The sequence below is a fragment of the Haloferax sp. DFSO60 genome (assembly GCF_046557615.1).
GTDB lineage: Archaea > Halobacteriota > Halobacteria > Halobacteriales > Haloferacaceae > Haloferax.
In genome coordinates this window covers 687105-699871 of sequence record NZ_JBKIII010000002.1, presented here as the reverse complement: position 1 = coordinate 699871, position 12767 = coordinate 687105, and the positions used below count along the sequence as shown (strand labels likewise).

The 12767-nt window shown below is 58.7% G+C and carries 16 protein-coding genes; 8 read left to right on the top strand and 8 right to left on the bottom strand.

The annotated features are described in order from the left end of the window. Positions 1-4: 4 nt before the first annotated feature. Both ACK509_RS13125 and ACK509_RS13120 read right to left on the bottom strand, forming a co-directional pair. Positions 5-607, bottom strand: coding sequence for a molybdenum cofactor biosynthesis protein B (locus tag ACK509_RS13125; RefSeq protein ID WP_410766990.1), 603 nt, complete (start codon positions 605-607; stop codon positions 5-7). A 58-nt stretch (positions 608-665) separates the two neighbouring features. Beyond that, a complete protein-coding gene (locus tag ACK509_RS13120) occupies positions 666-1301 on the bottom strand; it encodes a hypothetical protein (RefSeq protein WP_410766989.1) in 636 nt (211 codons plus the stop codon). A 398-nt stretch (positions 1302-1699) separates the two neighbouring features. Between ACK509_RS13120 and ACK509_RS13115 the strand changes: the two genes are divergently transcribed. The 6 genes from ACK509_RS13115 (at position 1700) to ACK509_RS13090 (ending at position 6607) form a co-directional block, all read left to right on the top strand. After that, positions 1700-2740, top strand: a complete 1041-nt coding sequence (locus ACK509_RS13115; protein ID WP_410767262.1) for a zinc-binding dehydrogenase — start codon at positions 1700-1702, stop codon at positions 2738-2740. Then, complete coding sequence (locus tag ACK509_RS13110; RefSeq protein ID WP_410766988.1) at positions 2730-3032, top strand: hypothetical protein; 303 nt, start codon at positions 2730-2732, stop codon at positions 3030-3032. The genes ACK509_RS13115 and ACK509_RS13110 overlap by 11 nt, the downstream gene beginning before the upstream one ends. 119 nt (positions 3033-3151) lie before the next feature. Then, positions 3152-3508 carry a DUF5802 family protein gene (locus ACK509_RS13105; protein ID WP_410766987.1) on the top strand — a complete coding sequence of 119 codons (357 nt, stop codon included), beginning with the start codon at positions 3152-3154 and terminating at the stop codon, positions 3506-3508. Positions 3509-3584: 76 nt separating this feature from the next. Next, the gene (locus tag ACK509_RS13100) at positions 3585-4484 is read left to right on the top strand and encodes a Vms1/Ankzf1 family peptidyl-tRNA hydrolase (RefSeq protein ID WP_410766986.1); all 900 of its coding nucleotides are present in this window, start codon (positions 3585-3587) and stop codon (positions 4482-4484) included. A 60-nt stretch (positions 4485-4544) separates the two neighbouring features. Then, on the top strand, positions 4545-5570 hold the full coding sequence (locus ACK509_RS13095) for a DUF1611 domain-containing protein (protein ID WP_410766985.1): 1026 nt from the start codon (positions 4545-4547) through the stop codon (positions 5568-5570). Continuing rightward, positions 5570-6607, top strand: a complete 1038-nt coding sequence (locus ACK509_RS13090) for a dipeptide epimerase (RefSeq protein WP_410766984.1) — start codon at positions 5570-5572, stop codon at positions 6605-6607. The genes ACK509_RS13095 and ACK509_RS13090 overlap by 1 nt, the downstream gene beginning before the upstream one ends. Here the strand turns inward: ACK509_RS13090 and ACK509_RS13085 are convergent. Continuing rightward, the gene (locus tag ACK509_RS13085; RefSeq protein ID WP_410766983.1) at positions 6604-7680 is read right to left on the bottom strand and encodes a hypothetical protein; all 1077 of its coding nucleotides are present in this window, start codon (positions 7678-7680) and stop codon (positions 6604-6606) included. The genes ACK509_RS13090 and ACK509_RS13085 overlap by 4 nt on opposite strands. Before the next feature lie 77 nt (positions 7681-7757). Next, positions 7758-8570: a PspA/IM30 family protein gene (locus ACK509_RS13080; protein WP_410766982.1), complete on the bottom strand. Its 813-nt coding sequence runs from the start codon at positions 8568-8570 to the stop codon at positions 7758-7760. 53 nt (positions 8571-8623) lie between these two features. On the opposite strand from ACK509_RS13080, the gene ACK509_RS13075 reads away from it, so the two are divergent. Both ACK509_RS13075 and ACK509_RS13070 read left to right on the top strand, forming a co-directional pair. Then, the gene (locus ACK509_RS13075) at positions 8624-9232 is read left to right on the top strand and encodes a dienelactone hydrolase family protein (RefSeq protein ID WP_410766981.1); all 609 of its coding nucleotides are present in this window, start codon (positions 8624-8626) and stop codon (positions 9230-9232) included. 125 nt (positions 9233-9357) lie between these two features. Further along, positions 9358-10092: a hypothetical protein gene (locus tag ACK509_RS13070; RefSeq protein WP_410766980.1), complete on the top strand. Its 735-nt coding sequence runs from the start codon at positions 9358-9360 to the stop codon at positions 10090-10092. Between the two features lie 34 nt (positions 10093-10126). Here ACK509_RS13070 and ACK509_RS13065 read toward each other — a convergent pair whose 3' ends face one another. From ACK509_RS13065 to ACK509_RS13050, 4 genes are all read right to left on the bottom strand, one after another. Beyond that, entirely contained in the window at positions 10127-10456 is a 330-nt protein-coding gene (locus ACK509_RS13065) for a transcription factor S (protein ID WP_410766979.1), read from the bottom strand. A gap of 35 nt (positions 10457-10491) precedes the next feature. Next, positions 10492-10950 (bottom strand): hypothetical protein, encoded by a 459-nt coding sequence (locus ACK509_RS13060; protein WP_410766978.1) that lies wholly within the window; start codon positions 10948-10950, stop codon positions 10492-10494. Further along, positions 10943-11812, bottom strand: coding sequence for a hypothetical protein (locus tag ACK509_RS13055; RefSeq protein ID WP_410766977.1), 870 nt, complete (start codon positions 11810-11812; stop codon positions 10943-10945). Before ACK509_RS13055 ends, ACK509_RS13060 begins: the two co-directional genes overlap by 8 nt. Before the next feature lie 84 nt (positions 11813-11896). Next, positions 11897-12733 (bottom strand): RAD55 family ATPase, encoded by an 837-nt coding sequence (locus tag ACK509_RS13050; RefSeq protein ID WP_410766976.1) that lies wholly within the window; start codon positions 12731-12733, stop codon positions 11897-11899. Positions 12734-12767 lie beyond the last annotated feature (34 nt).

The window sequence follows — 12767 nt, the reverse complement described above, 5'->3', positions numbered from 1 at the left end:
CCTCTCAGTCGTCACGTCGGGCGAGTCCCGCCAAGTGCGGCGCTTCGGGAACGATTACCGACTCGGCACCCAACCGAGCGGCGTTGCGACTCCCCGGCAAGCAGAATGTCGGCGTCTCGTCTACGACGCCCGCAGTGGCTCGCGTGCCGACGACCCGCGTCCCGATTTCGTCGAACGAGAGTCGTCGGAAGAGTTCGCCAAACCCGGGGAGCGTCTTGTCGAAGAGGCGTTCTGCCGCCTCGGCGGTCACGTCGTCGGGGGTAACACCGGTTCCGCCGGTCGTAATCGTGATGTCGATGTCACCGCGTTCGGCCATGCGCGAGACGACGGTCTGAATCTCGTCGTAGTCGTCGCCGACGACGCGCCGCACGCCCACGGAGTGCCCCTCGTCGTGGAGTGCGGCGGCGATGGCATCGCCTGCCGGGTCGTCGTCTGTCGTTCGCGTCGAAGAAACCGTCAGAATCGCCGCAGAGACTGCCTCGAAGTCGTGTTCGTGGTGGTCGTGATGCTCGTGATGGTCATGATGGTGGCCGTGATGGTTCTGGTGGTCGTCGCCGCTTTCGTGGCTGTGACTGTCGTCGTGGTCGTGGTCGTCGTGGTCGCTCATTATCGAGGGTTCGACCCCGGTCGATAAAATTCCGGTGCCAGTCCGCTGAATCGCCCGACTATTCCTCGCCAATCGACGCGAGTGTTGCGAGCGTCGAATTTTCGAGGAGTTTGTCGAACTCCGAGCGCACCCACGCAATCGATTCGGGCGTGTCGTTGAGTGCGATGCCGCCAACGCCGGTATCAGTGTACACGACGATACCCGCTTCATCGTCTGTTGCCCATAGCCCGTACCCGTATGGAATGTCTGTGAGGTGGATGTTGGTTTTCTCACGTCGAATGCTGTTGACCATAACCTGGCGGGTGTCTGGTGAGCGAAGGAGGTTGTCGAACAGTGACTCGTCGATAATCATCTCGACTTGTGTCCCACCTGCAGTCGCCGCGTCGTAGAATGCTTTCATCTGCCCAGCGAGCGCAACGGGCGCGATACCGTACATTTCGCCCGACACCTCGACGCTCTCGAACAGTTGGTTGATGACGCCATCTGGGATTTCAGGTGTCGAAGTGTAGATTGATGCCTCCGCGAAGAAGACCGGGTCAATCGACGCATCTGGTGGGAGCATCGAGAGTAACTCTCGGGCGTTCATCACGCCCTTGAGCGTCTTCTCGCAGTTGTTGTACATCGTGAGCGCACACTGCCCGACGAGCGTGACTTCGTACCCACCACTGCGGTAGTTGACGAACTGCACACTCATGAGTTCACGCAGTGCGCGGTCGACAGTCGAACGCGAAACATCGAGATATTCGGCGAGTGCTCGCTTGTCTCGTTTTCTCTCGTCAAGCGCCCGTAAAAACGCTGAACGTTGGATTAGAAGCCCAAATACGTCTTCAGCGCTATGGTTTGTTCTCATTCATTTTTCGAATTTTAATTTGTGTGTTTATACACGCAAATTCATGTCAGTCTCATGCGTGTATCCTCTGTTAGTGTGGTACTGATTTACACAATACTGCCTATTGAATGTATCTTTCCAGATAGGTTCGCCCGATATTGAGCGAGTATTTTCGGCGTGGAGTTCGTTGTTTGTCGAATAAGAGGTAATACGATTGGCGTAAACTTACACTTTTATCGTGTGGTTACATGGGTGGACACGAGATGAAAGCGGTCCAACTCGCAGAACACGGTGACAGAGACGTTCTCGAATATGGCGACTTTCCAGACCCGGAAATCGGGCCCGAGGAAGTCCTTGTCGATGTAAAGGCCGCATCGCTCAATCACCTCGATATCTGGACGCGACGTGGGCTTCCGGGCGTCGAACTGGAGATGCCGCACATCCCCGGCAGTGACATGGCTGGCGTCGTCACTGAAGTCGGCGAGCGCGTCACGCGCTTCGAGGAAGGCGACCACGTGGCACTCATTGCGGGCGTTGCAGACGGTGGCGACGAGTTCTCGCGTAAAGGCGATATGACGCTCGCACCTGACTACCGAATCATCGGCGAACACACCCGCGGCGTCCACGCCGAGTTCGCGGCGATTGGCGAGGAAAATCTCGTCCCTGTCCCCGACGACGTGCCGTGGGAAATCGCAGGCTCCGCCTCGCTCGTCTTCCAGACCGCGTGGCGCATGCTCATCGAACGCGGTGACCTCACTGCCGGTGAGAAGGTACTCGTTCTCGGCGCATCCGGTGGCGTCGGCCACGCTGCCGTCCAAATCGCGGATTACGCTGGCGCAGAGGTTTATGCGACGGCTTCGACGGACGAAAAACTGGAGTACGCCCGCGAGTGCGGCGCAGACCACCTCATCAACTACGAGGAAGACGACTTCTCGAAGGAGATTTACAAACTCACCGACGGTCGCGGCGTCGATATGGTTGTCGACCACATCGGCGATGCTACCTATCAAAAGTCGCTCAAGAGCCTCTGCAAGGGTGGCCGCATGGTCACGTGTGGTGCAACGACCGGCCCGAACCCCGGTGCAGGTCTCAACTACATCTTCTGGAACCAACTCTCCGTTATCGGCTCGACGATGGCGACCCCCGGACAGGCCGACGAAGCGCTCGAACTCGTCTGGGACGGCACCTTCGAACCTCGCATCCGCGAGACGCTCCCGATGAGCGAGATTCAGGAAGCCCACGAACTCATCGAAGAGCGACAGGGCTTTGGCAAGGTGGTCGTTATCCCCGATAGTGAGCTCTGACACCACCGGTCAAGACGACACCTACGTTCACCGACCGGGCAATACGGACCCCGTCATCGGCGCAGACGAACCCGAAGCGAAGGGCTTCGGAACCCGTGGCTGGGCACTCGTCGGCGTGGTCGCGCTCTGTTTCGTCGGTATCCCTGGTGCGATTTACCTCGTTCCGTCGCTTCCCACGCTAGCAGGGTTGCCGTACCTCGCCGCGATGCTTGCTCTGCCGATGATTCCGGCGTTGCTGCTCGGACTCGTCGCCGTCTGGTCAATGACGGCGGCGACCCGCGGCGACGACTAATCGCTTTTCTTCGTTCGAGACTCGCTACGGCTGGTGATTTTCAGCGGACAGTTTGCAGTTCAATATAAACTGTTCCGATAAGGTTTATCCGCAAATATGTCCCATGGTAACATGGACCGATGTTCGAACGATTCTCCAGCGGCTACTACCTCGGTCGGTTGTACGTCGAGCCTTACGACGGGACCACCGCGGCGATTCACAGCGATGAGCACGAACGCCTGAACGAGTACCTGTATGCGACAGGAGAGGGTGTCGAACGGCTCGACACCCCACTCGTCATGAAACTCGACTGCTCACACTTCCCCGTCCTCGGCAACGAAGGGGTGCCGACAGGGACGCTGGCTGTGCCGTACGAACTCGCCGAGGTGTGTTCGCTCCCCGACGACAGGCACGTCCTCCTCGCTGACGCGACTCGCGCCCGCGAACTCCTCCGATACGCCGGATACGACTTCGACGACACTGGTGTCAAAACCTAGTTTTCGCACCACGTGCGAACGTTCGTGTTCGATTCACGCCCGAACTCTCAAGTAATCGGACTGCACGCTACTGCGTATGTTGGATGAGTTGTTGGGCCGGGCCGAACTCAAAGCGCGCATCGCGGAGTTGGAAGACGAGCGCGACGCGCTGGAAGGCCGACTCGAAGGGGAGTCTCAGCGTCGAAAAGACGCCGTTCGAGCGAAACAAGAGGCAGAAGTCGAAGTCAACCGACTCGAAGACCGAATCGAAGAGTTGGAAGACCGCGTCGAACGAATTGGCGACGACGACGACGACGCACTCGACTATCGTAGTACCGAAGACCTCCGTGGGGGACGCCTCCGCGAGATTCTCCGTAGACTCGATTCGTTCGAAACGTCACCGGAAGGTGCGCTCACTGCTGTCGTCCCCAACGAACGGTCGCTTCCGTCGTCGGTCGAAGACGCCTTCGGTAACCGAGCGCCGTTGGTTCGACGCGCCGCCCCGTGTGTCGCGCTCACCGACGACGCCGGACTCGTCAGTGTCGCGCTCGAACCACCAAGGTTGCCCGACGGGTTCGACGCGTGGGACGACGGATTCACGCTCGAAGACGGATGGTTCCTCCCACAACCGGCCACGAGCGTCGCACTCGTCCGCGCCGACCTGTTTGCACTCGGCACCTACGAGGACGGCGAACTCGTCTACCAGACCGGGTTCGAGAGCGACGTGAAATCCGCCCACTCGAAAGGTGGCTTCTCGCAGGCACGATTCGAGCGCATCCGCGAAGGCCAAATCGACGACCATCTCGACGATTGCCACGAGGTACTCGACGAGTACGCGACCGACGGCGACCTCATCGTCCTCGGCGAGCGTACCGTCCTCGGAGAGTTCCGAGAGCGTGCGACGCAGACCGCGACGGTCGATGCGAGCGGCGAGCCCGAAGCGGCGTTGGACATAGCCGCCCGCGAGTTTTGGACCACCCGCCTCTACCGACTCTAAAGCTACAAGACGGCTGCCGAATTGGCCGCGTTTTTAGGGTGGCACGTCGTGGCACCCAGTATGAGCGACCCACAACGAGTCGTCGTCCTCGCACACGAGAAATTCCCGGACCGCGCTAAGACCGCGACTGGCGTCCTCAAGTACGCCGACTACGACGTGGTTGCCGTCCTCGACCGCGACAAGCCCGGCACCTCAACTGCCGACCACCGCCGCGACCTCCCTGATATTCCAATCGTCTCCTCGATGGCCGACGCGCCCGAGGCAGACGCCCTCCTCATCGGAATCGCCCCCATCGGCGGCGGCTTCGACGAGACGTGGCGCGAAGACGTGCGTACTGCACTCGAATCCGGCTGTGACATCATCGCCGGACTTCACTACTTCCTCACCGACGACCCCGAATTTTCCGCACTCGCCGCCGAACACGGCTGTGACATCAACGACGTTCGCAAGCCGCACGACGACATCGGCGTCGCCCAAGGCAAGAGCGCCGACGTGGACGCAGAGGTCGTCCTCACTGTCGGCACCGACTGCTCTGTCGGTAAGATGACTGCGACACTCGAACTCGTCGAGGCCGCCCGCGAGCAGGGTATCGACGCCGGATTCATCCCCACGGGCCAGACTGGTATCATGATTGCCGGGTGGGGCAATCCTGTGGACCGCGTTGTCAGCGACTTCACCGCCGGGTCGGTCGAAGAGATGATTCTGGAGAAGGGTGACGAGTACGACGTACTCTTCGTCGAAGGGCAGGGCAGTATCGTCCATCCTGCCTACTCCGCGGTCACCTGCGGCATCCTCCACGGCGCGATGGCGGACAAACTCGTCCTCTGTCACGAGTCAACCCGCGATGCAATTCACGGCTACGAGGAGTTCTCGCTTCCTTCCCTTTCAGAATACGTCTCGCTCTACGAGAACCTCGCCGCTCCCGTCCACGAGGCCGACATCGTCGCAGGCGCGCTCAACACATCCAACGTGGACGACGACGACGAGGCCGCCGCGGCCGTCGAAGCCTTCGGCGACGATATCGGCGCACCCGCAATCGACCCCGTTCGCTTCGACGCCACCGAACTCATCGACGAGGTGTTCTGATGCTCACCACCTCGTTCGAGCGCGTCTCGATGCCGCTGGCAGACCCGTTCGAAATCGCACGCGGTAGCATGACCGAGGCCGAAAACGTCGTCGTCCGTATCGAAGACGAAGGCGGGATGGTCGGCGTCGGCGCGGCCGCCCCGTCGTCACACTACGGCGAGACTGCCGCGACTGTCGAAGCCGTCCTTCCGGACCTGCTGGAAGTGGTCGAGTCGGTCGGCGATGCACACGCCCTCGAAGAAATCGAGCGCCTCATGGTCGAACGCGTCCGCCGCAACCCCGCCGCGCGAACTGCGGTCAGTATCGCCCTCCACGACCTCGCCGCAAAGCGACTCGGTGTCCCACTGTACAAGTTGTGGGGCCTCGACCCCGAGCAAACGCCCACGTCGTCGTTCACTATTGGGCTCGCCGACCTCGACACTATTCGCGAAAAGACCGCCTCTGCCGTCGAATCGGGATACGAGGTTCTCAAAATCAAACTCGGAACCGACCGCGACGAGGCGATTATCGAGGCCGTCCGCGACGAAGCACCCGAGGCCACGATTCGCGTCGATGCCAACGAAGCGTGGACCCCCCGCGAAGCGGTGGCGAAGTCTGAAGTCCTCGCCGACTACGGCGTCGAATTCATCGAGCAACCCGTCCCCGCAGAGGATTACGAGGGTCTCAAATTCGTCTACGAACGTTCGGCCCTCCCTATCGCGGCTGACGAGTCGTGCATCACGGCCGCCGACATCCCGAAGATTGCCGACCGCGTCGATATTGCGAACCTCAAACTCATGAAGTGTGGTGGCCTCGTCGAAGCAAAGCGGATGATTCACGCCGCCCGCGTCCACGGGTTAGAGGTCATGCTCGGGTGTATGATCGAGACCAACGCCGCAATCGCTGCGGGGTGTCATCTCGCACCCCTCCTCGACTACGCCGACCTCGACGGGTCGCTCTTGCTCGCCGAAGACCCCTACACTGGTGTTCCACTGCCGGAAGGCAATATCGACCTCACAGCACTCGACCGGTCCGGAACCGGCGCACGACAGGCTTAATCTGACCTGTCCACCTCGTTCGAGCCCTCCCACTCTAACTCGTCTTCTCTCGTCTCCGTCCGCAACACGAACGGCCCGATAGAGAGCGTCCGCTTTGCAACCGTCGAAATTCGAAGGACGTAGGCCGCGAGTATCGCAAAGGGGGCGAGCGACACTGCCGCGACGAAGCCGACGACTAGAAGCAGGTTGGAAATCCCGACGGTCGTGCCGGTAATAGAACTCGTATCGTTGAGAAAGAGAATCGCACTGACGCTCACGACGAGTGCAGGAAGCGCCGCGTAGAACATCGACCGCGAGAGGTTGACGAGTTCCCAGCGGAAGTACAGTGTCTTGATGTGTTCGCGTGCCGGGCCGAACAGTTCGAGCGCGTCGTGGATACCCGAAAGCGCCTGTGTCGTCTCTTCGGAGATATCTCCACTCGCGTTCTGCAAGCGCGCGACCTGATAGAGTTTCCACGAGTAGTTGAAGTCCAGCGCCGCCGAGAGGACGTCGAACGTCCCGAACTGACGGCCTTCGAGTCGATTTGCCACGTCGTCGGCGTTGTCCGAAACCTCAGATGCGAACTCCAAGGTTCTGGAGTTCGTCTCGGAATTGGGGTCGTCCGAGACAGTCTCACCAAGCGTTCGCGCTCGCGACCCGATTGCCTCAGTGAGTGATTTGAGAAACGCCGACGGCTCAGGTGGTGCGACGGGTGCATCTATCAGGTCCGCAGCGTCGCGGCGGAAGTCGAGTTCGCCTTCCATCCGGTCGCGTTGGTCGCCCAACGGCCCGAGTTCCTGCGAGAGGACGAGTTGGTTGATAGTGACGACCAGCGTGACACCCGTGATTATCGAGGTGAGTAGCCCTTGGCCGAGCGTCTCGATTGGGTCTGAAGCGTTGACGGCCGCCGTGAGGGGTCGTGGGTCGAGTGTCCCGAGAACGACGACCGAGAGAAAGACGATACCGAGCGGGACTGCGGCGACGAGCCACCGATTCGCCTGGAGATAGACTGCGAGTTTCAGCCGACTCGTCGTCCCACGCTCGCGCATCTTGTCGCTCGGCTCACCCGACGACGTTTCAGTTGCATTCGACACACGGGACAGTTCGCTGACAATCCTAAAAGCAGTGGCGACGACTGGTCACCCGGTCAAAAACGAGCGTCGAAGTCAGATTAGGACGAGTCTTCTTCGTTCTTCAGTTCTTCCAGTTCGGCTTCGACTTCTTCGTCCACGACTTCCTCTTCCACATCTACGTCCACATCAGCCTCCGTCTCTTCGGCGGGTTCGGACTTTCCCATCTCGGCTTTCAGCGTCTCCAGTTCGGCATCGACTTCGGAGTTCGAGCGACCCGCTTCGAGTTCGCGCTCGATGGAGTCCTTGTCCGAGAGGACGTCTTCGAACGCGCCGGAGTCCATGAGTTCGTCCATCGCGGCCGAACGGGCTTCCATCTCGTCGGTCCGCTCTTCGGCACGTTCGAGTGCGCGGCCAACGTCCGCCATCTCGTCGCCGACGCCGGACATCGCTTCTGAAACTCTGCTCGACGCCTCTGCGGCCTCGTAGCGAGCCTTCATCGTCTCCTTCTTCGTGCGGAACTCTTCGATACGGCTCTGGAGTTCGTCTTTCTTCTGGACGAGCGAGTCCTGTGTGTCCTGCAGACGCGCGATTTGGCCGTCGAGTTCCTCGATTTGGTTCATCTTGGCCTGCTTCTTTTCGAGGGCCTTGCGCGCGAGGTCTTCACGGTCCTGCCGGACGGCCTCACGAGCCTGGTCGTTGTGTTTTTCGACGTTCTCTTCCAGTCGTCGTTTCTGGATTTCGAGGCGCTTCTTTTGGGTGGTCAGGTCGGCGATTCCCTGTTTGACCTGCTGGAGTTCGTCGCGCATCTTCTCGTAGGAGTAATCGAGTGTCTCCGTCGGGTCCTCAGCACGGTTGAGGAGGGCGTTTATCTTCGAGCGGATGACGTACGACGTGCGAGAGAGAATTCCCATACCACTACCTTGTTCACGTTCGGCTTAAAACCTCACGCGAGAAAGAGGTCTATATGGCCGACACAATCCTCGTCCCCGGTGCGAGAGACGTTCGCGGAACGCTCGACAGCGCCGCGGACGATTCGACGACGGTCGTCGTCGCTTGCCCGCCTCATCCCCAACAACGCGGCCACCGCGGCGACGAGCGACTAGTCGCCGTCAGCGACGAACTCACTTCACATGGAATCGACTGTCTTCGATTCGACTACGGAAAGTGGGACGAGGGCCGCGGCGAGAAGGCCGATACGATGCGAGCGGTCGAATGGGCGAACGAGCGGTACGAACACGTCGGCCTCTTCGGATTCAGTTTCGGCAGTGCGATGGCGTTGTTGGCGGCGGCAGAGGGTGCAGAGGTAGAGGCCGTCTCGGCACTCGCCCCGCCCGCGACGATTGGCGATGGATTGGACGTTGTTGGTGCATTTGAGCAGATTCCCGTGCCCGTGCAGGTAGTGTATGGAACTCGCGACGATATTGCGAATTGGGAGCCAGTCGTGGAGCTTGCACGGGAGTTCCATCAGCCTGTGGTGGAGTTTGCGGCCGACCACTTCTTTATCGGGCAGACGGGAAAAGTTGCGGAGAAGGTTGGGGAGTTTTTGCGAGTGAATGTTGGGAACCCAGAGTAATTTCGTGTGTTTTCAACCACTCAGCTTTCCACTAACACTCCATAGAGACTAATTCTCGGTAGTGTATGGCAAGTACCGAAAAGATATTGCAACACGTAATCGATTAAGATTCAAATCACGAAAACATGGGCTCAGAAAGAGATTCTTTGCTGTTGATTTTGGGTATCTCAGTCACCGTATTGATTAGTCTCATTGCGATCTCTGAATTTTCAAACCTTGGATACACAAGCGCAATTGAAGCGACAGGATCACTCTTGTTTTCCGGACTGCTTGTCTGGTTGTACCACCGTCAATCACAGATTTTGAGTAACCAAAAAGGCTTGATGGAACACCAAAATCAAATGATGATGGAGGGTCATCGCCCTCAACTGATATTTGATGTTCTGGACTTCAGCCCAGATAACGACATTGTCTCGATTCATGTGAAAAATGTCGGGCCAGGAATAGCGTATGATATTGGCTTAGAACTCGAACTTGATCCCAGAATAGACGGATACGATCGCTTGGTTTCGTATGGGAAAGTTGTAAGTGTCGGAGGCGAAGAACCGACGTCATTGGGCGTACTTAGGGCAGGAGCTGAGAAAGAGATGGAGTTCAAAATCCAGCTTCCAAACCCAAATCAAGACCTGGAACAGAAATCACTCCCCGTTTCTGAGGCACTTTCCGAATTTGATTATTCGGAGTTCAAAAAAGCACGAATATGCATCAAGCAAGTGTATACAGATTCCCGTGGTAAAAGTTGGGGAGGCTCAGTTATTGAACAAGTTCCATTCTATGCCGATGAACCAGTAAGCGACATTGAAGAACTTTGGTCGTACGGTTTGAAGAATTTGGAAGTGGAGGAAGCGTGGATTGATTAAAATATTTGACAAGAAGGCGAATGAGTAACGGCTATCACCCGTACTCTCGCCACCGCAACCCACACTCTTGACATTTGAAGAACCGAGTCGGCGGTTCGTCTGCCGACCCCGTTTGCTTAATCGTGTACCACGCTTTCGTGTGGCCGCATTCATCACACACAACGTCGTTGGCGGTCGGTTTGCCCTCGAAGGCCGCGCCCTCTTCGGTCTCGATGAGTTCGTCATCTGACTGGGCTTCGGTGGAGACGAACGACGCCGCGAGTTCTTCGTCGCGGTCGGCAGTGGCTCCGCAGTCGTCGTTGGTACAGACCATCGACCCGTCTTGGGAGACCATCATCGTTCCGCACTCGTCGCAGAACTGCATATCCAAGTCTACCTCGCCGAGTCACAAAGAAGCTATCACTCGTCGTCTCGGTCCGCCATCGGGCAGTTGTGTACCCGGAAGTGGTCGCTATCGACGGCCTCGATGATGTTCGTTCCCTCGTGGGTGCATCCGAACGTTGGCGGGGCCTCGAAGAACTCACACCGCTGGCAGAAGGATTCTTTCGGGACGACGTGTTCGACGCCAGATTCGTCCTCATCGACGGGTGTTGCTTCGGCACCGTCGCCGACGCCCGGTTCTTCTTTTCCGCCTTCGACCAAGGCGGTCCACACGTCTTCGTCCAACTCCTCGACTTCGATAGAGTCGAAGAATTCATCGACCGAATCCGTGGTCGAACCGTGTTGTGTCTGCGCCTTTCGGTCGGCAACGCGGCCTGCGAGGTCCGAGAGCGGCGCGGATTTCGAACCCGGTTTCGACTCTGTGGTCTCCCCATCTGCGTGATGTGTCTCGTCCGTCTCCGCAGCGTCGTCAGTCATCACCTTCTCCGTCAGTCATCGGTTGGGCCTCCTGTCGCCAGCGAAAGTCCACCTCGTCGTGTCCCTCCTCGTCGTCCTCGACGACGGCTTCGAGTATCTCTTCGACGTCGGTATCGCCGCTCTCTCCCGTGAGTGCGGGCGGGGGGCCAGTGTGGAGGGTTGCAGACCCAAAGAACCCTGACGAGGGCGAAAGTTCAGCGAAGGGAGTGCGACAGGTCGGGCACTTCGGTTCCGAAAGAAGGTCGAGATGGACCTTCGTCTCGCACGATTCGCAGGTCGCCTTGTGGTCGTTGTTGGCGTTCGCAACGCGGAGAAGTTCTGTGAGCGTCTCACGTTCGAGTGCGTCCGTTTCGACATCGACCATTCGGGCGCGAAGGCCAACGAGTACCTTGGCGACCGTCTGCAACTTCGTATCGAGGTTAGCGGTCGTCTCATCGAGATACGTGAGAATATCTTCGTAGTTCTCGAACCCTTCGTCCACGTAGTCGTCGAGTTCCTGCACCTGCTCGCGAAGCGCCTCAATAGTCCGTGTTGCCTCGTCGATGTCGGCGTTCAGTTCCGGGTGACTGTGCTCTCTCGGCGCTTTCTCGTCTGCCTCCCGTTTTATCTGGACGACTCGCATCCGAACGTCGTCTACCTTGTCGTCGAACTCAGATTCGACGTCCGAAAGTTGTGACTCGACGGTCTCCATTCGTTCCTGCATCGAAGCCACGTCGTCCCCATCTGCCTCGTTTAGTGTCAGTCGGTAGAGTGCGACTGCTCTCGTGAGAATGGCGTCTGCGTCTTCCCCTGTCTCGTCTGCGTACGCATCGAGCCATTCGCGGAGGTCGTCCGGGAGCGAACCTCCAATGTCCACTGCCATCTGTTTCTCGTTCGTCTGCAAGGGGTTAAGAACTATTGTTGAATATCAACTAACAGATACTATCTGGGTGGATGGAGAGAATCGCTACCGAATCTTCCGAACGTCGCTCACGTCGAGGCCACTCTCGTTGATTTCCGTCTCGAACTGGATGATGTTCTCACTCTCCAGTTGCGAGAGGACGCCGCGGAACTCTTGGACGACCATCGTTCGCGCACGTTTCGACCCGCCGCTCTCCCAGTCGAACAAGAGCGTCCCATCTGTTGCGCCCTTGAGAACGCCGAGTTCAGTCTCGGTGAGTGCCTCGGTACTCACGTGCGCGAGGACGAGACCACCCCACTCGTGGACTGCTTTGCCCAGACCCTTGACGAGCATCGAGATATCTGCCCATGTCATCTCCTCGGAGATGCTCGCCACGAGGTCGGTCAGCGAGTCGATGACGACGAGGTTGCCTGGTGCGTACTCGCTGAGCGTGTTTCCGAGTGCGTTCATGAGCGATTCGCGGTTGTGTCGTTGTCCGAGGTCTTGGAGTCGAGTCGCTTCGCCGAGATACCACTCTCGGGGAATCGGACTCAGTTGGAAATACTCGGCCGAGAGGTCGTGAAAGTGGACGTAGTCGCCCGCCTTTTCGACTACCTCTTCATCCATGGTATAGGAGATTTCGCGTCGCAGATACGATTCATCCGAGGTAAACGAGATGTAGTGAATCTCTGGCGGCGGCGTCGCTGACGAACCGAGTTGGCCGTAGTGGAGGTCGAACAACTCTTCGTCGGCGTGGACGAGCGCGTTCATCATCACGCTCGTATAGCAGAACTCCCGTGCGCCTGCCCCGGACTCCCCCGCGAGGAGGACGACGTTTCCCGACGGGACGCCACCGCCGATGATTCCGTCGAGTCGAGAGACCCCAAAGGGGATGTGGTCCATGCCCCTACCGTCACAATCTCGGGGGTTAGTCGTT

Coding starts and splice junctions, on each gene's coding strand:
- ACK509_RS13125 (WP_410766990.1), bottom strand. CDS start 607: ATGAGCGACCACGACGACCACGACCACGACGACAGTCACAGCCACGAA.
- ACK509_RS13120 (WP_410766989.1), bottom strand. CDS start 1,301: ATGAGTGTGCAGTTCGTCAACTACCGCAGTGGTGGGTACGAAGTCACG.
- ACK509_RS13115 (WP_410767262.1), top strand. CDS start 1,700: ATGAAAGCGGTCCAACTCGCAGAACACGGTGACAGAGACGTTCTCGAA.
- ACK509_RS13105 (WP_410766987.1), top strand. CDS start 3,152: ATGTTCGAACGATTCTCCAGCGGCTACTACCTCGGTCGGTTGTACGTC.
- ACK509_RS13100 (WP_410766986.1), top strand. CDS start 3,585: ATGTTGGATGAGTTGTTGGGCCGGGCCGAACTCAAAGCGCGCATCGCG.
- ACK509_RS13095 (WP_410766985.1), top strand. CDS start 4,545: ATGAGCGACCCACAACGAGTCGTCGTCCTCGCACACGAGAAATTCCCG.
- ACK509_RS13090 (WP_410766984.1), top strand. CDS start 5,570: ATGCTCACCACCTCGTTCGAGCGCGTCTCGATGCCGCTGGCAGACCCG.
- ACK509_RS13080 (WP_410766982.1), bottom strand. CDS start 8,570: ATGGGAATTCTCTCTCGCACGTCGTACGTCATCCGCTCGAAGATAAAC.
- ACK509_RS13075 (WP_410766981.1), top strand. CDS start 8,624: ATGGCCGACACAATCCTCGTCCCCGGTGCGAGAGACGTTCGCGGAACG.
- ACK509_RS13070 (WP_410766980.1), top strand. CDS start 9,358: ATGGGCTCAGAAAGAGATTCTTTGCTGTTGATTTTGGGTATCTCAGTC.
- ACK509_RS13065 (WP_410766979.1), bottom strand. CDS start 10,456: ATGCAGTTCTGCGACGAGTGCGGAACGATGATGGTCTCCCAAGACGGG.
- ACK509_RS13060 (WP_410766978.1), bottom strand. CDS start 10,950: ATGACTGACGACGCTGCGGAGACGGACGAGACACATCACGCAGATGGG.
- ACK509_RS13055 (WP_410766977.1), bottom strand. CDS start 11,812: ATGGCAGTGGACATTGGAGGTTCGCTCCCGGACGACCTCCGCGAATGG.
- ACK509_RS13050 (WP_410766976.1), bottom strand. CDS start 12,733: ATGGACCACATCCCCTTTGGGGTCTCTCGACTCGACGGAATCATCGGC.